Source organism: Streptomyces sp. NPDC005302 (assembly GCF_040607345.1).
Lineage (GTDB): Bacteria > Actinomycetota > Actinomycetes > Streptomycetales > Streptomycetaceae > Streptomyces.
Map to the genome: position 1 here is coordinate 1 of NZ_JBEXGN010000044.1, position 22,763 is coordinate 22,763.

General features: G+C 71.5%; 26 protein-coding genes. 8 read left to right on the forward strand and 18 right to left on the reverse strand.

Annotated features, from left to right (window positions below; genetic code table 11):
- Positions 1 to 467: 467 nt before the first annotated feature.
- Together ABZT74_RS34150 and ABZT74_RS34155 are read right to left on the reverse strand one after the other, a co-directional pair.
- Positions 468 to 1,493, reverse strand: a complete 1,026-nt coding sequence (locus ABZT74_RS34150; RefSeq protein WP_356167406.1) for an asparaginase — start codon at positions 1,491 to 1,493, stop codon at positions 468 to 470.
- Between the two features lie 140 nt (positions 1,494 to 1,633).
- Positions 1,634 to 2,290: an AmfC protein gene (locus ABZT74_RS34155; protein ID WP_355879074.1), complete on the reverse strand. Its 657-nt coding sequence runs from the start codon at positions 2,288 to 2,290 to the stop codon at positions 1,634 to 1,636.
- A 195-nt stretch (positions 2,291 to 2,485) separates the two neighbouring features.
- Here ABZT74_RS34155 and dtd point away from each other — a divergent pair, with 195 nt between their 5' ends.
- The gene (gene dtd, locus ABZT74_RS34160) at positions 2,486 to 2,911 is read left to right on the forward strand and encodes a D-aminoacyl-tRNA deacylase (protein WP_355879071.1); all 426 of its coding nucleotides are present in this window, start codon (positions 2,486 to 2,488) and stop codon (positions 2,909 to 2,911) included.
- Between the two features lie 17 nt (positions 2,912 to 2,928).
- Here dtd and ABZT74_RS34165 read toward each other — a convergent pair whose 3' ends face one another.
- From ABZT74_RS34165 to ABZT74_RS34190, 6 genes are all read right to left on the reverse strand, one after another.
- The gene (locus ABZT74_RS34165) at positions 2,929 to 3,894 is read right to left on the reverse strand and encodes a folate-binding protein (protein WP_356441346.1); all 966 of its coding nucleotides are present in this window, start codon (positions 3,892 to 3,894) and stop codon (positions 2,929 to 2,931) included.
- A gap of 81 nt (positions 3,895 to 3,975) precedes the next feature.
- Complete coding sequence (locus ABZT74_RS34170) at positions 3,976 to 4,401, reverse strand: Fur family transcriptional regulator (RefSeq protein WP_081218109.1); 426 nt, start codon at positions 4,399 to 4,401, stop codon at positions 3,976 to 3,978.
- 76 nt (positions 4,402 to 4,477) lie between these two features.
- On the reverse strand, positions 4,478 to 5,053 hold the full coding sequence (locus ABZT74_RS34175; RefSeq protein WP_355879064.1) for an FABP family protein: 576 nt from the start codon (positions 5,051 to 5,053) through the stop codon (positions 4,478 to 4,480).
- 262 nt (positions 5,054 to 5,315) lie between these two features.
- Complete coding sequence (locus ABZT74_RS34180; RefSeq protein WP_356441349.1) at positions 5,316 to 6,440, reverse strand: hypothetical protein; 1,125 nt, start codon at positions 6,438 to 6,440, stop codon at positions 5,316 to 5,318.
- Entirely contained in the window at positions 6,437 to 7,429 is a 993-nt protein-coding gene (locus tag ABZT74_RS34185) for a hypothetical protein (RefSeq protein WP_356441352.1), read from the reverse strand. The genes ABZT74_RS34180 and ABZT74_RS34185 overlap by 4 nt, the downstream gene beginning before the upstream one ends.
- Positions 7,426 to 8,256, reverse strand: a complete 831-nt coding sequence (locus ABZT74_RS34190) for a hypothetical protein (protein ID WP_356441355.1) — start codon at positions 8,254 to 8,256, stop codon at positions 7,426 to 7,428. The genes ABZT74_RS34185 and ABZT74_RS34190 overlap by 4 nt, the downstream gene beginning before the upstream one ends.
- Before the next feature lie 157 nt (positions 8,257 to 8,413).
- On the opposite strand from ABZT74_RS34190, the gene ABZT74_RS34195 reads away from it, so the two are divergent.
- Positions 8,414 to 8,776, forward strand: coding sequence for a DsrE family protein (locus ABZT74_RS34195; protein WP_356441358.1), 363 nt, complete (start codon positions 8,414 to 8,416; stop codon positions 8,774 to 8,776).
- A 26-nt stretch (positions 8,777 to 8,802) separates the two neighbouring features.
- Here ABZT74_RS34195 and ABZT74_RS34200 read toward each other — a convergent pair whose 3' ends face one another.
- From ABZT74_RS34200 to ABZT74_RS34240, 9 genes are all read right to left on the reverse strand, one after another.
- On the reverse strand, positions 8,803 to 9,192 hold the full coding sequence (locus tag ABZT74_RS34200; RefSeq protein ID WP_355879053.1) for a VOC family protein: 390 nt from the start codon (positions 9,190 to 9,192) through the stop codon (positions 8,803 to 8,805).
- Positions 9,193 to 9,269: 77 nt separating this feature from the next.
- Positions 9,270 to 9,533, reverse strand: a complete 264-nt coding sequence (locus ABZT74_RS34205; protein WP_355879050.1) for a DUF3099 domain-containing protein — start codon at positions 9,531 to 9,533, stop codon at positions 9,270 to 9,272.
- A gap of 168 nt (positions 9,534 to 9,701) precedes the next feature.
- The gene (locus ABZT74_RS34210; protein WP_081218125.1) at positions 9,702 to 9,989 is read right to left on the reverse strand and encodes a DUF1416 domain-containing protein; all 288 of its coding nucleotides are present in this window, start codon (positions 9,987 to 9,989) and stop codon (positions 9,702 to 9,704) included.
- A 30-nt stretch (positions 9,990 to 10,019) separates the two neighbouring features.
- A complete protein-coding gene (locus ABZT74_RS34215; RefSeq protein ID WP_355879046.1) occupies positions 10,020 to 10,865 on the reverse strand; it encodes a sulfurtransferase in 846 nt (281 codons plus the stop codon).
- 146 nt (positions 10,866 to 11,011) lie between these two features.
- A complete protein-coding gene (locus ABZT74_RS34220) occupies positions 11,012 to 11,092 on the reverse strand; it encodes a putative leader peptide (protein ID WP_350310325.1) in 81 nt (26 codons plus the stop codon).
- A 266-nt stretch (positions 11,093 to 11,358) separates the two neighbouring features.
- Positions 11,359 to 12,093 (reverse strand): DUF2993 domain-containing protein, encoded by a 735-nt coding sequence (locus ABZT74_RS34225; protein ID WP_356167422.1) that lies wholly within the window; start codon positions 12,091 to 12,093, stop codon positions 11,359 to 11,361.
- 170 nt (positions 12,094 to 12,263) lie between these two features.
- Positions 12,264 to 13,538, reverse strand: coding sequence for a hypothetical protein (locus ABZT74_RS34230; protein ID WP_356441361.1), 1,275 nt, complete (start codon positions 13,536 to 13,538; stop codon positions 12,264 to 12,266).
- A gap of 8 nt (positions 13,539 to 13,546) precedes the next feature.
- A complete protein-coding gene (locus ABZT74_RS34235) occupies positions 13,547 to 13,801 on the reverse strand; it encodes a MoaD/ThiS family protein (RefSeq protein ID WP_081218128.1) in 255 nt (84 codons plus the stop codon).
- Between the two features lie 66 nt (positions 13,802 to 13,867).
- Positions 13,868 to 14,749, reverse strand: coding sequence for an alpha/beta fold hydrolase (locus ABZT74_RS34240; protein WP_356441364.1), 882 nt, complete (start codon positions 14,747 to 14,749; stop codon positions 13,868 to 13,870).
- A 252-nt stretch (positions 14,750 to 15,001) separates the two neighbouring features.
- Here ABZT74_RS34240 and ABZT74_RS34245 point away from each other — a divergent pair, with 252 nt between their 5' ends.
- A complete protein-coding gene (locus tag ABZT74_RS34245) occupies positions 15,002 to 15,820 on the forward strand; it encodes a response regulator transcription factor (protein ID WP_355879033.1) in 819 nt (272 codons plus the stop codon).
- 23 nt (positions 15,821 to 15,843) lie between these two features.
- Complete coding sequence (locus ABZT74_RS34250) at positions 15,844 to 16,866, forward strand: LacI family DNA-binding transcriptional regulator (RefSeq protein WP_355879030.1); 1,023 nt, start codon at positions 15,844 to 15,846, stop codon at positions 16,864 to 16,866.
- Between the two features lie 79 nt (positions 16,867 to 16,945).
- On the opposite strand, the gene ABZT74_RS34255 is transcribed toward ABZT74_RS34250, so the two are convergent.
- Positions 16,946 to 18,706 (reverse strand): trypsin-like serine protease, encoded by a 1,761-nt coding sequence (locus tag ABZT74_RS34255; protein WP_356441368.1) that lies wholly within the window; start codon positions 18,704 to 18,706, stop codon positions 16,946 to 16,948.
- A 447-nt stretch (positions 18,707 to 19,153) separates the two neighbouring features.
- Here ABZT74_RS34255 and ABZT74_RS34260 point away from each other — a divergent pair, with 447 nt between their 5' ends.
- The 4 genes from ABZT74_RS34260 to ABZT74_RS34275 all read left to right on the forward strand — a co-directional run.
- On the forward strand, positions 19,154 to 20,383 hold the full coding sequence (locus ABZT74_RS34260; RefSeq protein WP_356441371.1) for a trypsin-like peptidase domain-containing protein: 1,230 nt from the start codon (positions 19,154 to 19,156) through the stop codon (positions 20,381 to 20,383).
- Positions 20,384 to 20,396: 13 nt separating this feature from the next.
- Entirely contained in the window at positions 20,397 to 20,576 is a 180-nt protein-coding gene (locus ABZT74_RS34265) for a hypothetical protein (protein ID WP_355879022.1), read from the forward strand.
- A 94-nt stretch (positions 20,577 to 20,670) separates the two neighbouring features.
- On the forward strand, positions 20,671 to 21,402 hold the full coding sequence (locus tag ABZT74_RS34270; RefSeq protein ID WP_081218134.1) for a response regulator transcription factor: 732 nt from the start codon (positions 20,671 to 20,673) through the stop codon (positions 21,400 to 21,402).
- A partial coding sequence (locus ABZT74_RS34275) for a HAMP domain-containing sensor histidine kinase (protein WP_356441374.1) occupies positions 21,399 to 22,763 on the forward strand: 1,365 nt, incomplete at its 3' end. The genes ABZT74_RS34270 and ABZT74_RS34275, both read left to right, overlap by 4 nt.

A 22,763-nucleotide genomic window follows, 5' to 3' on the forward strand; every position in this document is an offset into this window, starting at 1 on the left:
GGGGGTGTCGTGCGGGGTCATGGGGCCACGCTAGGCGCCTGTCGGCGGGGTGTCGCGGGGATTTCCGCCGCCACGATCGCAGCAGGTGACGCCTCTACCTAGGGGTCTCGCGGGTCCCGGGGCAACGTCCCCCGGGACCCGGGTGGTTGCTCGGGCGCGCGCCCCGGCGGGGGCTTGTCGCGCAGTTCCCCGCGCCCCTGAACACCGCCCGGCGTCTCCGGGGCTTCGCCCCCACCCCTGCTCCCGGCCGCCAGTCCCCCGCGCCCCGGCGGGGGCTCGTCGCGCCGTTCCCCGCGCCCCTCGACACCGCCCCCGGCAATCCCGGGGCTCCGCCCCCAACCCTGCTCCCGGCCACCAGTCCCCCGCACCCCGGTGGGGGCTCGTCGCGCCGTTCCCCGCGCCCCTGGACACCGCCCCCGGCGATCCCGGGGCTTCGCCCCCACCCCCGTTCCCGGCCCCTTCATTCCTCAGAACGTGGCTCTTATCTCGCCCACTTCTATGCCTCCGCCCAGCAAGGGGGTCCTGCCTATCTTCTGGAGGATGGGGGACGTCACGTTCAGGAGGGTCAGGGCTCGGGAGAGGACGGGGCCCAGGGCTCGGGTGGCGCCGTCGTCGATCTTGAAGGCCAGGGCGCGGCCGTCCGGGAGGGCGACCGCCTGGACCGCTTCGGCGCCCATCTTGGACAGCGCGCCCGGGATCTCCCGCATCAGCCAGGTGTCGGGACGCCGGGTGCCCGCGACGTACTCGGGGTGGGCCCGCATGGCGTCGGCGACACGGCGTTCCGCGGAGCCGGGGTCCGCGAGGACGAAGTGGCGGAAGGCGCGGGCCAAGCCGGTGAGGCTGATGGCCATCAGGGGCGCCCCGCAGCCGTCCGTACCGACCGCCGCGACCGGCTCCCCCGCAGCCTCCTCGACCACCGTGTGGATCAGCTGCTGGAGCGGGTGCCCTGGATCGAGGTACGACTCGGTGGGCCACCCCCGCTGGGCGCAGACCGCGAGCATCGCCGTGTGCTTGCCGGAACAGTTCATGGTGACCCGGTCCCGTACGGCACCGGCGGCGAGGTACGTCTCCGCCTCGACGGCGTCCAGCGGCAGGTCGGGCGGGCACTGGAGCTGGTCGCCGGTCAGCCCGTTCTCGATGAGCATCTTCCGCACCAGGTCGCGGTGGAAGATCTCGCCGGAGTGGCTGGCGGCGGCGAGGGCGAGGCGCTCCCCGGACAGGTCGAGGCCGGCGCGCAGGACGCCCGCCGCCTGCATGGGCTTGTTCGAGGAGCGGGGGAACACGGGCGCCGTCACGTCTCCGAGCGCCAGCTCGACCGACCCGTCGGCGGCCAGCAGGACCAGGCTGCCTCGATGGTGGCCCTCGACGAACCCGGAGCGTACGACCTCGGCGAGGACCGGCGGAGAACCGGCCGGGGGCCCGGCCGGGACGGACGGGGCGGATATGCCGTCCGGGGTGGAGGGACCTTCGGGCGTGCGGGGCGTGGCGGGCATCGGCGGTGACCTTCCGGGACGGGACCCGCCCGGAGGGCGTCACCCGGGTCGTACCCGGACCGCGCCCGCCGCCGCGGGGAGAAGCTGCGCCTCCAGGTTCCGGCGAGCCTCTCGGCCCCGGGATCGCCGGGGCCGCCGCGTCACATGAGCAGGTCGTCTACTTGCGCTTCGCCTTCACGGTACCTGCGGGCGATCTCCGTGCTGCAGTCGTCCGCGGTGCGCTGGAGCTGCTGGCGCTGCCGGGAGACCTGCTGCTCGTAGCGGACGAGACGGCCGAGACCCGCGCCCAGCTCTTCGTCCGTCCGGGCGTCCAGGTCCGACAGCTCCACCTCGGCGAGCATGTCGGCGGCGAGCGCCCGGTACCGCTCGCTGTGGGGCGTACCCACCGTCACGTGGCGGGCGGAGGAGCGATGTCGGGCCGGGGCGTCCGTGAGGATCTCCGAGAGCCGCTCGACGACGGACGGCTCCCTGGCGGGCAGGAACGGCCGGTGTCCCGGGGCCGCGGGGGGCATCCGCCGCTGCCCCCGGCGGGCGAGCTCCGCGCGCAGGATGTCGATACGCCCCTGGAGGAGCCGCCGCACGTAGCTGAGATCGGCCTCGTCCCGCTGGGCCTCCCGGCGCAGGGTCCGCAGTTCGGGCAGCCGGAGCACGCCGAGACCGGGCCGGCCCGCGTCGGCGGGCAGCGGGCCGCTGTCGGTGCGCTGCACCGGAGGCCGGGACGCCGCCCGGCCCGCCCGTGCGCTCGTGCGGGTCAATGACACGGCCCCGGGCTGCCGCCCCGTACTCGGTGTGCTCATGTGCCTCTACCGTCCCCTCGACCGGCGCGGTCCACCCACCGGATGCACCGCAACACCCCGCATGGTGCCACCCCCGGTGGTCGCTATGTGACCGAGTGCCCCCGATCGGCCCCAGATGGGGGGTTAGTAACCTCCGGAAATCACGCGAAGGGCCCGCAGGGCGTCGCGCCGACGGGGCACGGCATCATGGTCGGCATGCGTGCGGTGGTGCAGAGGGTGGACGGCGCGAGCGTCGTCGTGGACGGCGAGACGGTCGGCGAGATCAACGGCGAGGGCCTGTGCGTCCTGGTCGGTGTCACGCACGAGGACACCAAGGAGAAGGCGGCCCAGCTCGCCCGGAAACTCTGGTCCGTCCGGATGCTGAGCGAGGAGCGGTCCTGCTCCGACATCGACGCGCCGCTGCTGGTCATCAGCCAGTTCACGCTCTACGGCGACGCCCGCAAGGGCCGCCGCCCCACCTGGAACGCCGCCGCCCCCGGCGATGTCGCGGAGCCGCTCGTCGACGAGGTCGTGGCGCAGCTCCGCGCCCTGGGCGCCACCGTGGCCACGGGCCGCTTCGGCGCCGCGATGCGGGTCTCCCTCACGAACGACGGCCCGTTCACCGTCCTCCTGGAGATGTGAGGGCCCCCGCGCGGCCCTTACGGCTCGACCACGACCTCCTGTGCCGCCGCCGTCGAGTCAGCCGTCAGCGGGGCGTCGAGCGGCACGTTGCGCTTCACGAGCGCGAGGGCGATCGGGCCCAGCTCGTGGTGGCGTACGGCCGTCGTGATGAAGCCGATCTTGCGGCCGTCGGGACCGTCCGCGGAGAGGCGCAGCTCGGCGCCGTGCGCGGGCAGGTGGACCTCGCTGCCGTCGAGGTGCAGGAAGACCAGGCGGCGCGGGGGCTTGCCCAGGTTCTGGACGCGGGCGACGGTCTCCTGGCCGCGGTAGCAGCCCTTCTGGAGGTGCACGGCGGTGCCGATCCAGCCCAGCTCGTGCGGGATGGTGCGGTGGTCGGTCTCGAAGCCGAGGCGGGGCCGGTGCTGTTCGACGCGCAGCGCCTCGTGGGCGAGGAGTCCGACGGCCGGGCCGGCCTTCTCCGCGTAGGACTCCAGGTCCGCGCGGGGCAGGAAGAGATCACGGCCGTACGGCGTCTCGCGGACGACGACGCCCTCGGGGACCTCGGAGATCGAACCGGCCGGGAGGTACACCACCGCGAAGTCGGCCGTACGGTCGGCGACGTCGACGCGGTAGAAGAACTTCATCGACTCCAGGTAGGCGATCAGCGCTTCCTGGGTGTCCGGTTCCGTGTGCATCCACACCGTCGTGCCGTCGTCCACGAGGTAGAGCGCGTGCTCGATGTGGCCGTTCGCGGAGAGGATCAGGGCCTCGGTGGCCCGGCCCACCGGGAGGTCCGTGACGTGCTGGGTGAGCAGCAGGTGCAGCCAGACGAGTCGGTCGTCGCCGGTGACGGTGACGACACCGCGGTGCGAGAGGTCCACGAAGCCGAGACCGTCCGCCAGGGCCCGCTGCTCGCGGAACAGGTCGCCGTAGTGCGCCGCGACGCCTTCGTCCACGCCCTCGGCGGGAACGGCGCCGGGCAGGGACAGGAGGGAGCTCTTCATGGACATACACACTACGACCGTGGGGTCGTCATTTTTATTTCTGCGGCCCGACTGCGTGATCGGCGAAGGACCGCTTCCCGCTCACTTCTGCCGGGCCGCGCAGTCCTTGCAGCGCCCGAAGATCGCGAAGTGCTTCATGTCCGTCTCGAAGCCGAAGCTGTCCCGGAGCTTCGCGGTGAACTCGGCGGCGACGGAGACGTCGGCCTCGATGACGTTCGTGCAGTCCCGGCAGACGAGGTGGATGTGATGGTGCCGGTCGGCCAGGTGGTACGTCGGCGCGCCGTGCCCGAGGTGGGCATGGCTGACCAGCCCGAGCTCCTCCAGGAGCTCCAGGGTCCGGTAGACGGTCGAGATGTTGACCCCCGACGCCGTCTTCCTCACTTCCACGAGGATGTCGTCGGGGGTCGCGTGCTCCAGGGTGTCCACTGCTTCGAGGACAAGCTGACGCTGCGGCGTCAGCCGGTAGCCGCGCTGCCTGAGGTCGCTCTTCCAGTCGGTGCTCACCACACTGGAAGTCTAGGACCATTCGCCGCCGAACCGACCTGATGAACGACAGCGGCCGCTTCGGCCGCGCGGGCCGGGCCTACTTGAAGAAGGCGATGCCGTCGTCCGGCATGTCGTCGGGCAGGTCCTTGGCCCAGCGCTCGACGTCCTCCGGAGTGACGGTCTTCTTCAGGTGACCGGACATGTAGGGGCGCAGCTCGACCTCGGGGGTCTGCTTCTCGCCGACCCACATGAGGTCGCTGTTCACATAGCCGTAGAGGCGCTTGCCACCGCTGTAGGGGCCGGACGCGGCGGTGCGGGCCACGGCGTCGGTGACCAGGTCGATCTGCGGCTTCTTGTCGGCGAGTTCGCCGTACCAGATCTCGACGACGCCGTCGTCACGGGTCATCACGACCTCGACCTTGCGGTCGGCGTCGACGCGCCAGAAGCCGGTCTCGGTCTCCAGCGGGCGGACCTTGTTGCCCTCCGCGTCGAGCACCCAGCTGTGCGAGCGGTACTCCAGGAAGTCCCGGCCGTCGTGGCTGAAGCTGACCTCCTGTCCGAAGTTGCACTTCTCGGAGCCGGGGAAGTCGTACACGCCGACTCCGGCCCAGTCGCCGAGGAGAAAGACAAGGGGGACCAGGTCCTTGTGGAGGTCCGACGGGATCTCGATCATGAGCTGAACAGTTCCTTGATGGGGGTCAGCGCTGGCCCTGGTACAGCTTCTTCACGGTCAGTCCGGCGAAGGCGAGCACGCCGACGCAGACCAGGACCAGAAGGGTTTCGAAGAAGATCTCCACGGGTGCTCCTCGGTGAGCGGAACGGGGTCCCCCGCCCGGCGCTGCCGCGACCGGGGACGTACACAAGGCCGGGCCCCAGCTTACGCGGCTGGGGCCCGGCGCTCTCTTTCAGGTACACCCTCCGGGGGCGGCGCGGTCTCAGTCGAGCAGCTGGCTCTGCAGGACCACCGTCTGCTGGAACGGCACCGCCGGCGCGACCCCCTTGTGGGACTGCACGACCAGCGCGATGGTGTCGCCCGCCGACAGATAGGCCTCCCGCACCTGCTCGGGGCCGTACGGCTTGCTCTCCGTGTACGCGTACCGGGTGATGTCGTCGACCTCGGACGCGGCGGGGAAGTGCTCGTCCCGCTCGGTCGTGGCGGCGCCGGTGAGCGCGTACTGCGCCCCGTCGTAGTTCGCGAGCTTCGTGGAGAGAAGCTCCTCCGCGACGGCCGCGGTGTCGAACTGGAGCAGGTAGATCCGCGTGCGCGTGCCGTCCGCCGTGGTCCAGCCGCGCGCCGCGATGTGCCGCACCGCGTCGTCGGTCAGCATCTGGCCGACCGTCTCGCGGTCCACCTTCTCGGCGTACTGGGAGAGGAAGGCCTTGGACGACAGCCAGCCGTCGTCGCCGCGCAGGGACGCGTCCGCCTTCGCGCCCTTCGGCGCGGGGAGCAGGAGCGCGCGCAGGTCGGCGGAGTGCACGCCCGACTTGTCCGCGCCGTCGAACGGGCCCGGGCTGCCGGACGGCAGCGGCGGCTTCGTGATCGCCGGGTAGTCCCAGCGTCCGTCGGCCTCCGTCGCCAGACCGGGTACGTCGGTCCGCTCCATGCGCGTGATGCCGTACGCCGCCGACGCCCCGACCGCCGCGAAGACGACCGTGGCGGCGGTCCAGCGCAGCACGGCCCGCAGCACCCGGCGGTCCTTCCTGACCTTGACCGGGGGTTCCTGCGGTGCCGGGAACACCGGCGGCGCGCTGGGCGGCGGCGGGATGAAGCCCGCCGGTCCGCCGTACGCGGCCGCCACAGCGGGCTGCGACTGCGGCTGCACGGACTGCGGCTCGACCGCCGGGGTCTCCTCGACAGGAGCGGGCGCCTCCACAGGTGCGGGCGCCTCGCCAGGTGCGGGCGCCTCGGCGGATGCCGAAGCCTCCCCCTGCTTCGCGTCCTGCGTCGCGTCCTGCTCCGGCTCCGCGGGCTCCACGGACTCCGCGGGCAGCGCGTCCGGCTCCGGCTTTCCGTCCTCGACGTGGGTCGTCCGGGTCGTGTCGGTCGTCTGCTCGGTCATACCGCCTCCCCCGGCGTCTTGATGCGGTCGAGCTGCTGACGCAGGAGCATCGCGACTCCCTTGCTGTTCAGCGGCTTCACTCCGAACGCGGTGACGCTGACCTGCACGTCGCCCTGGTAGGCGGAGCAGATCATCATGTCGAGCTTCTCCTTCTTGTCCGTGGGCGGCAGGAAGCACTCGGCGTTCTTGTAGCCCTCGATCTTCGGTCCTGCGCGGAAGACCTTGAGGGCGTCGAAGAACTCGTTCTGGAACGTGGACCTGTCCCGGACCGCCGCCTTGTCCTCCATCTGGACCAGCTCGATGCTCACCGTGTACGCGCCGGCCGCGTAGAGCGTGGAGTCGCCGGCGTTCGACGTGCTCAGGTAACTGCGCATCGCCATGCCCTTGGTGTGCTGCTTCTCGATCTGCTTCTCGAGCTGCCGCCGCTGCGAACGCGGCAGGCTGCGGATCGACTCCTTGCGCAGGGCCGTCGCCTCGCCTCCGTTGAGCGCGGCGTCGGAACCGAACTCGGCGATGTCCGGCCCGCGGCTCCAACTGTCGTCGTACGGCACGAGAACGGAGGCCAGCGACGACGCGGCCTTCGCGTTCTTGACCTCGTGCTTCTTCCCTCGCGGGAGTTCCCAGGTGGGCGCGCCCGCGTCACGGTCGGCGTCCTTGACGGTCACCACGGTGTAGGCGCTGCCCGCGATGACGGCTCCGGCCAGCAGCACGGCACCGGCCACGGCGGCGACGCGGCCACGGCGGAACCGCTTCCCGCGCGGTGCGGGCACGTCGGAGGGCTCCTCCGGCAGCGCGCCGGACTCCGTCGCCGCGGGGGTGTCCGCGGGGACGTCCGCAAGGGTGTCCGCGGGGATGTCCGCAGGGGCGGCCGCGGGCGTCGGCGCCACTGCGGCCTCGACCTCGGCATCGACCTGGGCGGGAGTCGCTTCCGGTGCGGTCGGCGCCGGGGCGGGGCGCACGTCCTCCGGGTTCTCAGAGTGCTCGTTCACAGCCGCTCCATCTGCCGCTCGGCCAGGTCCATGATCTTGGCCTTGGGGATCGGCTTGCTGTCGTAGACCCAGATCTCCATGGCGACGTCACCACGCCAGGCGTGCGCCTCGGCCTCGTAGAGCGGCAGGTAACCGGGCTTGGTGTCGGGCTTGTTGTGGACGTACGCCACGCCGTCCCCGGTGCCGGGGACGGGCCAGTCGCTCGTGTCGCTCTTCCTGCCCGCCCAGTAGTGACCCTCTTCCGCGGCGTCGGCGGCGGCGAGCTTCTCCTCCTGGCGGAACTGCACGAGCCGGACCTCGACGGTGTACGTGCTGCCCGAGCTCCAGCCCGTGACGGCGGCGCGCCGGTACTCGTCGGAGATCAGCTCGCGGAAGGCACCGGCCGGCTTCTCGTACGACTCGGCGTACGAGCCGATGTCCATCCAGCCGTCGTCGTCCCCCAGCCAGTCGGCAGCCTTCGCGCCCTTGGGCCGCGGCACCAGCAGCTTGCGCAGGTCGCCGTCCGTCTTGACGCGGTGGTCCTGGGCGGCGGACAGCGGCTCGGGGCCGTCACCCTTGGCCTGGGCCACGGCAGGCTGCGACAGCGGCGCCAGCTGCGTGGGCTCACGGTCGGCCTGGACGACAAATCCGGTGCACGTACCGGCGACGAGACCGATCACGGCGGCCGTGGCGATCAGCAGGGCCGTACGCCCCCGCCGCCGGACACGCGGCTCGGCCGGGACGTCCGCCTCGGCGGCCTGCGCGGGCTCGACCGGCGCGGGCTCGACCGGCGCGGGCTCGACCGGCAGCCGCGCACCGGGGTCGGCAACCGGCGCATCTTCAGGCACGCGCGGTCTTTCCGGTGTTTCGGATCCTTCGGGTACTTCCAAGACGTCCCCCCACAGAACGTGAAGCGTGGATTCCGTATCCGCGCGCACAGGAGACCCATGGCCCATGCATGGGGTTGCACGAAGGATGATCACGATTCGGCATACGATGACGGGCATGGCGAACAAGCTCGTGATCAAGGTGACGGCGGGGGCCGACGCCCCGGAACGCTGCTCACAGGCCTTCACCGTCGCGGCGGTGGCCGTGGCCAGTGGCGTGGAGGTGTCCCTCTGGCTGACGGGCGAGTCCGCGTGGTTCGCGCTGCCGGGCCGGGCGGCCGAGTTCGAGCTGCCGCACGCCGCTCCGCTGCCCGACCTGATCGACTCGATCCTGGCGGCCGGACGCATCACCCTGTGCACCCAGTGCGCGGCCCGCCGCGACATCGCCGAGAAGGACGTCCTGGAGGGCGTACGGATCGCGGGGGCGCAGGTGTTCGTGCAGGAGGCGATGGCGGACGGGACGCAGGCGCTCGTCTACTGACGGGCCCGGGAGCGGCGCCCGGTCGGCTACGGACGCGGCTTGCGGCGGACGTCCACCCAGAGGCAGAAGGGGTGGCCCGCCGGGTCGAACAGCACGCGTACGTCCTCCTGGGGCTGGAGGTCGGCGAGCCGGGCGCCCAGTTCCTCGGCCCGCTCGGTCTCCTCGTCCAGGTCGTCGACCTCGATGTCGAGGTGCAGCATCATCCGCTGGTCGCCGGGGCCCGCGGGCCACACCGGCGGGGTGTAGAGCGGCTCGGTCTCGAAGGCGAGGGCGGTGCCCTCGAAGGGCGGACCGATGAGCACCCAGTTCGGCTCCTCGGCGCGCACCGTGTAGCCGAGCAGCCGCTGGTAGAACTCGGCGAGCTTGTGGGCGTCGGGTGCGTCCAGCACCACCGTGGACAACCTCGTACGCGACATGTGAGCCTTCCGCGCCGTTCCGGCCGGCGCCGTGGAACCGCTGCCGCTGTCCCGACAGGGCCGCCGCCGGCCACCGACTACTGCTGTCGTCGTTTCTTGCCGTCCAGCTCGTCCCACCACTCGTCGGACTTGCGGTCGCCGGACGGGTCGTCCCACCATCGGTCCTCGGGGCCGCGCCGGTTGGCCGCCATCGCGGCGACCGGCGGGATGACCATGGCCACCACGCACATCGCGACGGCCGCGGGGACCGACCACAGCCGTACGACGCCCCAGGCGAGGACGAACAGCGTGATGCACGTCCCCATCATGACGAAGTACACGTGACGCCTGCGTGCGTACATACCTCCAGCGTAGGCCCGGACAACCCGTCCGGCGCAGTGCCCGCCGGGCCGGACGGGCGCGGTGGGCATGCCGAAGGGCCGCACCCCGATCCGGTAAGCGTCCAACCCCCGGGGGTGCGGCCCTTCGGCCGTTCGGTCCGGCCGCCGTCAGGGACGGCGGCCGACTGCTCAGACGGCGATCGCGATCTCCGCGAGGCCGCCCGTCTGCGCCACGACCGTACGGTCGGCGGTTCCACCGGGGACCAGCGCCCGTACGGTCCAGGTGCCCTCGGCCGCGTAGAAGCGGAACTGGCCCGTGGCGGAGGTCGGGACCTCCGCGGTGAACTCGCCGGTCGAGTCCAGGAGACGGACGTAGCCCGTCACCGGCTCGCCGTCGCGAGTCACCTGACCCTGGATCGTCGTCTCACCAGGCTTGATCGTCGAGGCGTCGGGGCCGCCGGCCTTCGCTCCACACATATGTCAGTTCCGTCCTTCAGGCCTTGAGGGTTACTTGTTGGCGCCGAGCTCGATCGGCACGCCGACGAGGGAGCCGTACTCGGTCCAGGAGCCGTCGTAGTTCTTGACGTTCTGGACACCGAGGAGCTCGTGCAGCACGAACCAGGTGAGCGCGGAACGCTCACCGATGCGGCAGTACGCGATGGTGTCCTTGGCGAGATCGACCTGCTCGTCGGCGTAGAGCTCCTTGAGCTCGTCGTCCGACTTGAAGGTGCCGTCGTCGTTGGCGTTCTTCGACCACGGGATGTTGCGGGCGCTCGGGACGTGGCCCGGACGCTGCGACTGCTCCTGGGGCAGGTGGGCCGGCGCGAGCAGCTTGCCGCTGAACTCGTCGGGCGAGCGGACGTCGACCAGGTTCTGCGCGCCGATCGCGGCGACGACGTCGTCACGGAAGGCGCGGATCGAGGTGTCCTGCGGCTTGGCCTTGTACGCGGTCGCGGCGCGCTCGGGGATCTGCGAGCCGTCGACCAGGTCGCGGGAGTCGAGCTCCCACTTCTTGCGGCCGCCGTCGAGGAGCTTCACGTTCTCGTGGCCGTAGAGCTTGAAGTACCAGTAGGCGTAGGACGCGAACCAGTTGTTGTTGCCGCCGTAGAGCACGACGAGCGTGTCGTTGCCGATGCCCTTCGCCGAGAGGAGCTTCTCGAAGCCCTCCTGGTCGATGAAGTCACGGCGGACCGGGTCCTGGAGGTCCTTGGTCCAGTCGATCCGGATGGCGTTGCGGATGTGGTTCTTCTCGTACGCCGAGGTGTCCTCGTCGACCTCGACGACGGCGACGTTCGGGTCGTCCAGGTGGTCCTGGACCCAGTCGGCGTCTACCAGGACGTCCGTGCGGCTCATGCTCGTTCTCCTCCGGGGCAGTTACGGCGGGGTGATGCGTGCGAGAGGGGGTGCGCGGTGGTGCCGGCCGGTCGGGCCGCACGGCGCAAGGGTGGCCCGGACGAGAGAGGTCCAAGGGCCCGGCGCGCGGAAGTCGACGCTTCCGCTCAGAAGGTGCGACAGAGCATGGCGGCGACGCGGCACAGGTCTACTGCCCGCCGCTTCGTGAGATCCGCCTGTCGCTTCATGCGTCCGATCGTAGGGACGGACAGGCGGGCGTGTCACCGGCGTGTCGCATGCTGAGACACGATCGTCCGTACTGTGATACGAGAACGCCTTCGGGGCCGCCGTCGCACGGGTCGTGGCCCTCGTGGCCGTCTTCCCGCCGAGGACGCATCTGCGGTACGGACACGGCCGTCTCGCCTTTCGGACAGAACCCCTTCAGGCAGCACTTCTCCGGGCAGGGACCGGGCTCCGCACCTCCGGGGCCGCCCGGCCACCCTGCCTCTCGGAGCTACCCGACCAGGCTGACGTCCGAACCCTTCACCGAGATGTCGACGCCGTCCGTGGCCGCCTCGACCTTGTCGAGCTTGATGCCGCCCGGCAGCTTCTGGATCTTCTGTTCGAAGTCGGTGACCGACCGGATCGGGCCCTCGACGAGCTGGGTGTCACCGATCTTGGGCAGCGAGTCGGCGTGCACCTTGACGGTGTCCCCGGAGACGGTGACGGAGCTGAGCACCGAGACCGGCGGCAGCTTGCGGCCGAGGAGCTTCGAGGAGAGGGTCACCTTGATCTTGCCGTTGCCGCCGTCGGACAGGCCCGTGATCTGGGCGGTGAGCCCGGGTGCGACATCCCCCGGCTCGGACTTGGCTGCCTTGAGCAGCTCGTCGTAGGCGATCGTGGCGGTGCCGGTGGCCCGGGTCGCGGTGGCGGAGCTGAAGTCGCCGGAGAAGGCCACGCCGTGCATCTCCGCGCGCAGGTCGTCGATCCGGACGGTGCCGGCGGAGGTGCCCGTCGACGCCTCGTAGTCCTTGATGCCGATCTTCACGTCGTCCAGCTCGCCGCCGACGACCTGGGTGAGGAACGGGAAGCCCTCGATGGACACGTCGGGGGTGTTCGCCAGGCCCTCCGTGCTCTTGACGCGGTCCGCCGCCTGGTCCTCCGCGAAGTTGACCGCCACCCGGTCGGCGATCACGAACAGGCCGCCGAGTACGACGACCAGGATCAGGAATATTCGCAGTGCGCGCATGCTCGGTGTTCCCTCACGTAGGACGGCCCCGTCTGGTCGGCCTGGTTGCCGCCGAACGCGAGCCTAACCATGAAGGGCCCCCGGTCCGGGGGCCCTTCATGGTGGTTGTCGATCAGCTGTGACGATTCGGAGCGGCAGGTTGACCGGATCGCGACGGTGGGAACCGGCCGTCAGCCGAGCGCGCGGCCCAGCAGGTAGACGGCGGGGGCGGCGGCGGCCAGCGGCAGGGCCACGCCCGCGGTGAAGTGCACGAACCGGGACGGGTAGTCGTAGCTGGCCGCCCGGTGCCCGATCAGCGCGCACACCCCGGCGCCGAGGCCCAGGAAGGCTCCCTGGGTGCCCAGGTCCGTCATCCCGCCGGCCGCGATACCGGCGCCCGCGGCGGCCAGCAGCGCGACCACCACGGAGGCCGCGGTGGGCAGCGGCAGTGCGCGGGCCAGGATCGCCACGGCGACGGCCACGCCGCCCACGGTGACGGCGTCCGGCTCGGCCGCGAGGTGCCCGGCGGCGATGATCGCCAGCGCCGCGGAGGCGACGGTCGCCATCAGCCCGTACATGCGGGTGTCGGGGTCGGCATGACTGCGCAGCTGGAGCACGAGGGTGAGCAGCACCCAGACGCCGAGCGTGCCGAGGATCGCGGCGGGCGCGTTCTCCCGGCCCGCGGCGAGCAGCGCGACGTCGGCGGTCAGCGCGCCGGCGAAGGCCAGCGCGATGCCCTGCCGGGCCGGCCACATCCCGTTCAGCCGGAACCAGCCCGCCGCGGTGACGGCCTGGAGCAGCACGAGGGGGACGACGAGCGCGTACTGGCCGATGGCCGCCGCTCCGGAGAGCAGCAGCGCGAGGACCGCCGTCAGCGCGGCCGGCTGCATGCCGGGCTCGATGATCGGGGACCGGCCCTCGGCCCGGGCACGCTGGGCGTCGGTGATCCGGGCGTTGCCGGTGACGGTCGCGGGCCCGTAGTCCGAGGTGGCGTCCGCCGCGACCTCGGCCGGTGTCGCGTCGGCGAGCGGGATCCCGTCGGGGCGGATCCGGACGCCCACCGGTTCGGCGGACGGCTGCTGGGCGCCGGCCTCGGCACCCGGGGTCCACGGCTGTGCGGGGGCCTCGGACGGCAGGGGGTCTCCGACGGCGCCGCCGTAGCCCTGGGGGCCCTGAGGTTCGCCGTACGCCGGGTAGGCCTGCGGGGGCAGATAGGCGGTGTCCGCGGCGGGAACGGACGGGTGCGTCTGCGTCTCCCAGGTCCGGCCCTCCCACTGCTGGGTCTGCTGCTGCCAGTCGGGCTGCCCCTGACCCGGCTGCTGCCCCTGGCCCTGCTGCTGCCCCTGCTGCCCCTGCTGCCCCTGCTGCGGGGACTGCTCGTCCTGGGACTCCTGCTGAGGCTGCCGGTAGGGGTCGTACTCCTCGTACTGACCTTCGTACCGGCCCTCGAACGGCTGGTTGCTCATCGTCTCGCTCACCCTCCTGCGAACGGCGGGAGCACCTCGACCGTGCCGCCCTCGGCCAGCCGTACCGTCTCATGCCCTCGGGTGCCCACGGGGTCACCGTCGATGAGGAACGAGCAGCGTCGCAGGACGCGGACGAGCTCGCCGGGGTGTCGTTCGCGGGCCGCGTCGAGTGCCTCGGCGAGCGTGCCCGCCTCGTACGGCTCCTCGGCGACGCCTGCCGCGGCCTTGGCGGCGGCCCAGTAACGCACCGTGCCCTTTGCCATCTCGTTCCTCAATCAGCGGTTCGGTGTCTGTGTGTCCGCGCGTTCGTTCGCGTGAACCCCGCCAGGCTAGCCCGCGTGTGCGACCGCCCAGTCCCCGATGCGGGCGAGCAGGTCGTCGGGGGCCGCGTTCTCCGCGTGCCCCATGCCGTGCTCCAGCCACAGTTCGGCGTGGCCGCCGGACGCCTCGGCCAGCATCCTCGGGTGGTCGACCGGGAAATAGCCGTCCCTGTCTCCGTGCACGACGAGCAGCGGGGTCGGCGCGATGTACGGGACGCACTCGGCCGGCGACGCGGGCACCGGGTCCCACTCACGGTGGTGGATCCGGGTGCGCAGACCCAGCCGGCCCACGATCCGGCCCTCCGGACGGGTGACCAGCCAGTGCAGCCGCCGCATCGGGGCGGTGCCCCGGTAGTACCAGCGGGCGGGCGAGCTGACCGAGACCACCGCGTCCGTGCGCGCCCCCGCGTGCGCCGCGTACTCCGGACCGGCGGCCTCGGCGAGACCCGGCCCCGAGCCCGTCTTCCCGTACAGCGCCGCGTGCCGCAGCACCACGGAGCCGCCCATCGAGAAGCCGACCGTCACGATCCGGGTGTGCCCCAGCTCGCGCGCCCAGGCGACGGCCGCCGCCAGGTCGTGGACCTCCCGGTCGCCGACCGTGGAGCGGCCCCCGGAGGCGCCGTGACCTCGGAAGGAGAACGTGACGACCGCCGCCCGGCGGCCCAGCACGCCGGCCGCCCGGCGCACGTGCGGTCGGTCCAGATCGCCCGTGAACCCGTGCGCCAGGATGAACGCGAGGTCACCACCGGGCCGCTCCCCGGGGTCGTAGGCCGCGTCGATCGTCACTCCGTCGACCGTGCGCAGAAACCTCCGGGCGGAGGTACGCGGCGTTGTCTCACGGTGTGGACTATTGAAAGATCGCGTCACTTGACCTGCCGGACCTGAGCTCATGTGGGCTATTCTGCTGGGCATGAGGACTCGGGCAGAGTAGCCCCCGGGTCCTTTTGTGCTTCCAGGACCGTTGTATACGAAGCGGGAAACCGCAGGTGTACGGGGCCAGGGAGGCCCTGCGGATCCCAGGGCGCGGGAGCCGCAGGTAGTGAGCAGTGCCGCAAACGTCCTCGCAGGGACCGAGGAGGAACCAGACGTTATGGGCGAGCGAACCGAGCACGACCGCAGGACGACCCAGGTGGGTGAGGTGCGATGAGTTCACTGTTGCTCCTGACCAATGCCCTTCAGCCGTCGACGGAGGTGCTTCCCGCTCTCGGCCTGCTGCTGCACAACGTGCGGGTGGCGCCGGCCGAAGGCCCGGCCCTCGTCGACACCCCCGGTGCCGACGTCATCCTCATCGACGGACGACGTGATCTCCCGCAGGTCCGCAGCCTGTGTCAGCTGCTGCGCTCCACGGGACCCGGCTGTCCACTCATCCTCGTCGTGACGGAGGGCGGCCTCGCGGCCGTCACCGCCGACTGGGGCATCGACGACGTTCTCCTCGACACCGCCGGTCCGGCCGAGGTCGAGGCCCGCCTGCGGCTCGCGATGGGCCGCCAGCAGATCGTCAACGACGACTCCCCCATGGAGATCCGCAACGGCGACCTCTCCGTGGACGAGGCGACGTACAGCGCCAAGCTCAAGGGCCGGGTCCTCGACCTGACCTTCAAGGAGTTCGAGCTCCTGAAGTACCTCGCGCAGCACCCGGGCCGCGTCTTCACCCGCGCCCAGCTCCTCCAGGAGGTCTGGGGCTACGACTACTTCGGCGGTACGCGGACGGTCGACGTGCACGTACGACGGCTGCGCGCGAAGCTCGGGCCCGAGCACGAGTCGCTGATCGGAACCGTCCGCAACGTCGGTTACCGCTTCGTCACGCCGGAGAAGGTGGACCGCGCGGCGGACACCGCGAAGGCCAAGGCGGCCCAGCCAAAGCCGGACGATGCGGACGAGACGGCACACCTGGACGCCGCCGCCCCCGCGGAGGCTCCCGAGCAGTCGCAGGAAGCAGCCGTACGCCCTGCCCAGAGGTAGGTCAATCCGCGTAGACTCCGCGCGTGGCCAAGGTGACTCGGGATGATGTGGCACGACTGGCGGGTACGTCGACCGCCGTTGTCAGCTATGTCATCAACAACGGACCCCGGCCGGTCGCCCCGGCCACGCGCGAGCGCGTCCAAGCGGCGATCAAGGAGCTGGGGTACCGGCCCGACCGGGTCGCCCAGGCCATGGCCTCGCGGCGGACGGAACTCATAGGGCTGATCGTCCCGGACGCGCGCCAGCCCTTCTTCGGAGAGATGGCGCACGCGGTCGAACAGGCCGCGGCCGAGCGCGGGAAAATGGTGCTCGTCGGGAACTCCGACTACATCGCCGAGCGCGAGGTCCACTATCTGCGGGCCTTCCTCGGCATGCGGGTCTCCGGGCTGATCCTCGTCAGCCACGCGCTGAACGACCACGCGGCCGCCGAGATCGACGCCTGGGACGCCCGGGTGGTGCTGCTGCACGAGCGCCCCGAGGCGATCGACGACGTCGCCGTCGTCACCGACGACATAGGGGGCGCCCAGCTCGCCACCCGGCACCTCCTGGAGCACGGGTACGAGTACGTGGCCTGTCTCGGCGGCACGGCCGAGACTCCGGCGGTCGGCGACCCCGTCTCCGACCACGTCGAGGGCTGGCGGCGCGCCATGCAGGAGGCCGGACTTCCCACCGAGGGCCGCCTCTTCGAGGCCCCGTACAACCGTTACGACGCCTACCAGGTCGGCCTGGAACTGCTCGCCGGACCGCACCGGCCGCCGGCCATCTTCTGCTCCACGGACGACCAGGCGATCGGTGTGCTGCGCGCCGCGCGCGAGCTGCGCATCGACGTGCCGGGGCAGCTCGCGGTCGCCGGGTTCGACGACGTGAAGGAGGCGGGTCTGACCGACCCGCCGCTGACCACGATCGCGTCGGACCGCTCGGCGATGGCCCGCGCGGCCGTCGACCTCGTCCTCGACGACGGTCTGCGGGTGGCCGGCTCCCGCCGCGAGCGGCTGAAGCTGTTCCCCTCGCGGCTGGTGGTGCGCCAGTCCTGCGGCTGCGAGTAGGCCGTACGCCACGACGACAGAAGAGATCCCCGCGCCCCTGACAGGGGCGCGGGGATCTCTTTCGTCCGCCCGCGGTGGGCTAGAACAGCAGGTTGTACTGGTTGAAACCGGTGCCGAGGCTCTTGCGCGAGCCGAAGAGGTCGCTGGAGGCCTTGTTGGTGCCGGGGTAGAGCCAGAGCGTGCCGCCCGAGTCACGGGTGACGACGTCGGCGATGCCGTCGCCGGTCACGTCGCCGTTGGCCACGTACGAGGTGAAGTTCCAGCCCGTACGCGCCTGGATCCGCGTCGACCACGGCGTGTGCTCGACCTGCGTGCCCCGGTAGAGGTACAGGACGCCGGAGCTGTTGCGGACCAGCAGGTCGGCACGGCCGTCGCCGGACAGGTCGCCGTGCCCGAAGATCTTGACGCCCTTCCATGCCTTGTCGACGACCTTGACGCGGCCGTAGAACTCGCCGTTGCCCTTGCCCGGGTAGAGGTAGACCGAGCCGTCGGCGTCCACCGCGACCAGGTCGGGACGGGAGTCACCGGTCATGTCGCCGGGGATGGCGTACGACTTGTAGCCGCCCCACACCGAGGTGATCTGCATCCACTCGAACTCGTCGGTGCTGTGGTTCAGGTAGCTGCGGTAGAGCTTGCCGTCGGTCGCGTCGCGTTCGATCAGGTCCTGGTAGAAGTCCCGGTCCAGATCGGCCTGCAGAACCCAGCCGGCCGTCTGCCAGCCGTTGCCCTGGTAGGCGCGGGTGGCCAGCGAGGTGCCCTTGCTGTCCTGCTCGAACAGGCCGCCCGAGGGCGTCCGCTCCAGCAGGTCGGCGCGGCCGTCGAAGGTCAGGTCCGCGTCGTCGATACGGGGCTGGGCCGCCCAGGTGTACGAGGACACCTTGGTGAACACCGGGTAGGCGCCCTTGGCGGTGCAGCCGGAGACGCCCCACGAGACGATGCCGACGACCTTGCCGCCGACGACCACCGGGCCGCCGGAGTCGCCGTTGCACGGGCTCTTGGTGCCCTCGTCGGTGCCCGACGCCGGGGTGCCGGCGCAGAACATCGAGCCCTCGACGAAGTCGTCCTCACCGAGGACCGTCTTCATCGCGGTGTTGCAGGTGGAGTCGGCCACCATCGGCAGAGTGACCTTGCGCAGGTTCGCCGACAGGTCCGCGTCGTCGGCGCCCGAGGTCAGACCCCAGCCGTAGACGGTGGCGGACGTGCCGGTCTTGTACGAGGTGCTGTCGCCCGCGGCCGTCAGCTTCATCCACTGCTGCTCCAGCGGACGGTCCAGGGTGAGGACCGCCACGTCGTTCTGGAGGGTCGCGTCGTCGAAGTGCGGGTGGTTCCACTGGCGGTAGACGCCCGCGACGGTTCCGTTGGTGTCGTCCAGCAGGCCGGTGGCGCCGGCCACCACCGCGCCGTTCTTCGCCCAGTCGAGGCCGGCGACGCAGTGCGCCGCCGTCAGGACCTTGTTGGGGGCGACGAGGGTGCCTCCGCAGAACCAGCCCTCGCCCGCCGCGCTGTCGTAGTAGGACAGCTGGACCATCCACGGCGCCGAGGAGATGGAGGTCTCGGTGCCGCCGATGATGAACGGCGTCTTCTTGGGCTTCGCCGCGGGCGTCGCCTGGGTCTTGGCGGCCTCGACCACGCGGTGGCGCAGTTCCTTGTCGGAGGCGGTCGGGGCGGGCACGGCGCCGGTCTGGGCGGCGACGCTCGCCCCGGGCAGTCCGGCGGGGTGGTCGGCCGCGTTGGCCGGCTGCGCCGCGAGGGCGCCGGCGCAGGTCAGCGCCAGCGCGAGAGCGGCCGTCGGGAACGCCGTGGCGGGGCGTCTCCAGCGGTCGCGCAGGGCACGTATCACTCAGGGCTCCTGGTGTGGGTGCGGGTAGTCGTCCTTGTCAGAGGCCTGAGAAGGGCGTACGACGCACCGGCCCGATCGTCGGCAGCAACCGCTTGCACGGCGTGCGTCGACATCGGGCGTAACCGCGGAGCCCCCCTCCGGCGCGGTGATCGTAGGCCCCTCCAGCCCCTGAAATCACGGCCCTCACCGGGGTCAGACAACTGTTCGCCCCTGCCGTTCCACGGGATCACCGGGACGCAACCCGCCGTTTGCCCAAGGACTCGGCGAGGGGCGTCCAGGAGGTCCGGCGGGGTCCCGCCGAGCGGACTCGGCAGCGGGGACCGGAGTGCGCTCTGGAGCGCGAACGGGGCGCAGCCGGGGCGCCTTTATATCGGGCATACGAGGTTCTGTCGGGCTTCTCAGGGACCGCTCAGGGAGCTCTCATGATCCGGGGACAGTCTTCTTGACATGACCGAGAGCTTCCGCCGCAGCGGCGAGTACCCCCAGGGCGACGACCACGGGTCCGCGTACCCCCAGCAGCAGTCGCACCCCTCCGCCTCCCCCGTGAACCCCGAGTGGCCTCCCCCGCCGGCGTACCGGCCGGCCCCGCCGGTCCATGCCGAGCCGGGCACCACCGTGTGGCCGGGCTCCGGTCACGGCGGCGACGGCGGCGACGGACACGGCGGTGACGGCCACGGCGCCGGGCCGTACGCCGGTCACCCCGGATCCGACGCCGCCGGCTCCACCGCGGTCTTCGCCGCGCCGGCCGCCCCGCCGGAGGGCCAGGCACCCGCGAAGCGGCGCGCCAAGGGCCCGTTCGCCCTGCTCGCCGCCGTGGCGATCGTCGCCGCGGCGATCGGCGGCGGCACCGCCTACGGCATCCAGGAGCTGACGGGCAACGACACCGTCGCCTCCAGTAGCACCAGCGCCAGCGTGGTGCCCACCAGCCAGAAGGGCACCGTCTCCGGCGTCGCCAAGGCGGTCAGCCCGAGCATCGTCGAGATCAGCGCGACCTCGAACGCGGGCTCCTCCACCGGCTCGGGCGTGATCATCACGACCGGTGGCGAGATCGTCACCAACAACCACGTCGTGTCGGGCGCCTCCGCGATCAAGGTGCGGCTGAACAACGGCAAGTCGTACACCGCGAGCGTCGTCGGCACCGACAGCAAGAAGGACCTCGCGCTGATCAAGCTGGAGAACGCGCCGTCCGGACTGAAGACGGCGACGCTCGGCGACTCCGCGGGCGTCCAGGTCGGCGACCAGGTCGTCGCCATCGGCTCCCCCGAGGGCCTGACCGGCACCGTCACCAGCGGCATCGTCTCTGCGCTCGACCGGGACGTGACCGTCTCCACCGACGAGAGCCAGGGCCAGCAGCAGCAACAGCAGGGCGGCGGCAGCGGCAGCGAGCGGTGGCCCTTCGAGTTCGGCGGGCGCCAGTTCAACGGCGACACCGGTTCCTCCACGACCACGTACAAGGCCCTGCAGACGGACGCCTCGCTCAACCCCGGCAACTCCGGAGGCGCCCTGATCGACATGAACGGCAACATCGTCGGTATCAACTCCGCGATGTACTCGGCCGCTTCGGACTCCTCCTCGTCCTCGTCGAGCGCGGGCAGCGTCGGCCTCGGCTTCGCCATCCCGATCAACACCGTCAAGTCCGACCTGGCCTCGCTGCGGGCCGGCGGCTCCGACAGCTGACCCGGAGGTCGCCATGAAGATCCAGCACGTCGCGCACACCGTGACCGGCGACGACCCGGCCGGCCTCGGCCTGGCCCTGACGGTCGCCCGCGAACTGCACGCCCCGCAGCGACGGGCCCCGGAGCTGGCGCCCGCCGCCTCCCGGGCCGCCGCGCGCCGGACCCCGGCCCGCCGCCGTACCGTACGAAGCTGATCCATTCCGGGACAGCCCGGAACGTGCGAGGCTGAAAGCACCCGGTCGGTCCGGGTGCCCCACGACCCCCATCCCACCCGAGGAACCCGCATCCATGAGCTCCGCCGAAGGCGACCGTGACACCCAGCGCATCCTGATCGTCGACGACGAGCCGGCGGTGCGCGACGCACTCCGCCGCAGCCTCGCCTTCGAGGGGTACGACACCGAGGTCGCGGTCGACGGCGCGGACGCCCTGGAGAAGGCCACCGCCTACCAGCCCGACCTCGTCGTCCTCGACATCCAGATGCCCCGCATGGACGGCCTCACGGCGGCCCGCCGGATGCGCGGCGCCGGCACGACGACGCCGATCCTCATGCTGACGGCCCGTGACACGGTCGGTGACCGGGTCACGGGACTGGACGCCGGCGCGGACGACTACCTGGTCAAGCCCTTCGAACTGGACGAACTCTTCGCCCGCATCAGGGCGTTGCTGCGCCGCAGCTCCTACGCGGCGTCCGCGGGTGCCGTCCCCGAGGACGACGCGCTGACCTTCGGTGACCTGCGCATGGACCTGTCCACGCGCGAGGTCACCCGGGCCGGGCGCCCGGTGGAGCTGACCCGCACCGAGTTCACGCTCCTGGAGATGTTCCTCGCCCACCCGCGCCAGGTCCTCACCCGCGAGCAGATCCTGAAGGCCGTCTGGGGCTTCGACTTCGAACCGTCGTCGAACTCCCTCGACGTGTACGTGATGTACCTGCGCCGCAAGACGGAGGCCGGCGGCGAGCCGCGCCTCGTCCACACGGTCCGGGGTGTGGGGTACGTGCTGCGGTCGGGCGGCGCGGAGTGAGAAAGCTACTCCGCCGGTTCAGGTCGCTGCCCCTGCGCTCCCGGCTCGCCCTGCTGGTGGCGGCAGCGGTGGCGTTCGCGGTGGCGGCGGTCTCGGTGACGTGCTGGTTCATCGTCCAGGGCAAGTTGTACGACCAGGTCGATACCCAGCTCGGCGATGCCAACTTCCGGTTGACCGAGCCGCAGATCACCGCGCTGCTCGCTACCTGTCCGAAGTCTGTGGCGGGCACACCCGATCTGCAACGCCCCAGGGACTACTACGTGCAGGTGGTCAAGCCGAGTGGCTCCCCCTGCGTCTTCAGCGACTCGACCGGCGTTGTGAAGCCCACGGCACAAGACAAGAGCATTGCTGCGAACCCTGATCAGGGCCAGGAGGTCTTCCACAACGCCACCGACGCGAACGGAAACGATGTACGGGTCCGAACCACACCGCTGCTGGTGGGCGGATTCGGCCCCGGTGCTCGGCTGTATCCGAACGTGGCGCTGACTGTCGGCGTATCCCTCCGTGACACCCAGAAGACCCTCAACGACCTCGCCCTAGTGCTCCTCCTCGTCTCCGGCATCGGAGTCGTGGGGGCCGGTGCCGCCGGGCTCTGGGTGGCTCGGGCCGGGCTTCGCCCGGTCGACAAACTCACCGAGACCGTCGAGCACGTCGCCCGGACGGAAGATCTCACCGTTCGGATCCCGGTCGAGGGAAACGACGAGATCGCGCGGCTCTCTGAGTCGTTCAACTCGATGACCGCCTCCCTCGCCAGCTCTCGCGAGTTGCAGCAGCAGCTCATCGCGGACGCCGGGCACGAGCTGCGGACGCCGTTGACCTCGCTGCGGACGAACATCGAACTCCTCACCCGGAGCGAGGAGACGGGCCGGCCGATCCCTCCGGCGGACCGCAAGGCGCTGCTCGCCTCGGTGACCGCGCAGATGACCGAACTCGCGGCGCTGATCGGCGACCTGCAGACGTTGTCGCGTTCGGACGCGGGGCACGCAGCCGACCCCCTGGAGGTCGTGGCGCTCCAGGACACGGTGGAGGCCGCCCTGCGCCGGGCCCGGCTGCGCGGCCCCGAGCTGACGATCACGGCCGCACTGGAGCCTTGGTTCGTCCGGGCGGAACCCTCCACGCTGGAGCGGGCGATCGTGAACATCCTCGACAACGCGGTGAAGTTCAGCCCGCCGGGCGGCACGGTCGACGTACGGCTGCACGAGGGCGAGCTGACCGTGCGCGACCACGGCCCCGGCATCCCCACCGACGAACTCCCGCACGTCTTCGACCGTTTCTGGCGCTCACCCGACGCACGGGCCCTGCCGGGATCGGGCCTCGGACTGTCCATCGTGGCCCGCACGGTCCAGCAGGCCGGCGGCGAG

Coding starts and splice junctions, on each gene's coding strand:
- ABZT74_RS34215 (WP_355879046.1), bottom strand. CDS start 10,865: ATGAGCCGCACGGACGTCCTGGTAGACGCCGACTGGGTCCAGGACCAC.
- ABZT74_RS34265 (WP_355879022.1), top strand. CDS start 20,397: ATGAAGATCCAGCACGTCGCGCACACCGTGACCGGCGACGACCCGGCC.
- ABZT74_RS34245 (WP_355879033.1), top strand. CDS start 15,002: ATGAGTTCACTGTTGCTCCTGACCAATGCCCTTCAGCCGTCGACGGAG.
- ABZT74_RS34195 (WP_356441358.1), top strand. CDS start 8,414: ATGGCGAACAAGCTCGTGATCAAGGTGACGGCGGGGGCCGACGCCCCG.
- ABZT74_RS34220 (WP_350310325.1), bottom strand. CDS start 11,092: ATGAAGCGACAGGCGGATCTCACGAAGCGGCGGGCAGTAGACCTGTGC.
- ABZT74_RS34205 (WP_355879050.1), bottom strand. CDS start 9,533: ATGTACGCACGCAGGCGTCACGTGTACTTCGTCATGATGGGGACGTGC.
- ABZT74_RS34180 (WP_356441349.1), bottom strand. CDS start 6,440: ATGACCGAGCAGACGACCGACACGACCCGGACGACCCACGTCGAGGAC.
- ABZT74_RS34230 (WP_356441361.1), bottom strand. CDS start 13,538: ATGAGCAACCAGCCGTTCGAGGGCCGGTACGAAGGTCAGTACGAGGAG.
- ABZT74_RS34260 (WP_356441371.1), top strand. CDS start 19,154: ATGACCGAGAGCTTCCGCCGCAGCGGCGAGTACCCCCAGGGCGACGAC.
- ABZT74_RS34270 (WP_081218134.1), top strand. CDS start 20,671: ATGAGCTCCGCCGAAGGCGACCGTGACACCCAGCGCATCCTGATCGTC.
- ABZT74_RS34150 (WP_356167406.1), bottom strand. CDS start 1,493: ATGCCCGCCACGCCCCGCACGCCCGAAGGTCCCTCCACCCCGGACGGC.
- ABZT74_RS34155 (WP_355879074.1), bottom strand. CDS start 2,290: ATGAGCACACCGAGTACGGGGCGGCAGCCCGGGGCCGTGTCATTGACC.
- ABZT74_RS34235 (WP_081218128.1), bottom strand. CDS start 13,801: ATGGCAAAGGGCACGGTGCGTTACTGGGCCGCCGCCAAGGCCGCGGCA.
- ABZT74_RS34200 (WP_355879053.1), bottom strand. CDS start 9,192: ATGTCGCGTACGAGGTTGTCCACGGTGGTGCTGGACGCACCCGACGCC.
- ABZT74_RS34175 (WP_355879064.1), bottom strand. CDS start 5,053: ATGATCGAGATCCCGTCGGACCTCCACAAGGACCTGGTCCCCCTTGTC.
- ABZT74_RS34165 (WP_356441346.1), bottom strand. CDS start 3,894: ATGAAGAGCTCCCTCCTGTCCCTGCCCGGCGCCGTTCCCGCCGAGGGC.
- dtd (WP_355879071.1), top strand. CDS start 2,486: ATGCGTGCGGTGGTGCAGAGGGTGGACGGCGCGAGCGTCGTCGTGGAC.
- ABZT74_RS34225 (WP_356167422.1), bottom strand. CDS start 12,093: ATGCGCGCACTGCGAATATTCCTGATCCTGGTCGTCGTACTCGGCGGC.
- ABZT74_RS34210 (WP_081218125.1), bottom strand. CDS start 9,989: ATGTGTGGAGCGAAGGCCGGCGGCCCCGACGCCTCGACGATCAAGCCT.
- ABZT74_RS34240 (WP_356441364.1), bottom strand. CDS start 14,749: ATGAGCTCAGGTCCGGCAGGTCAAGTGACGCGATCTTTCAATAGTCCA.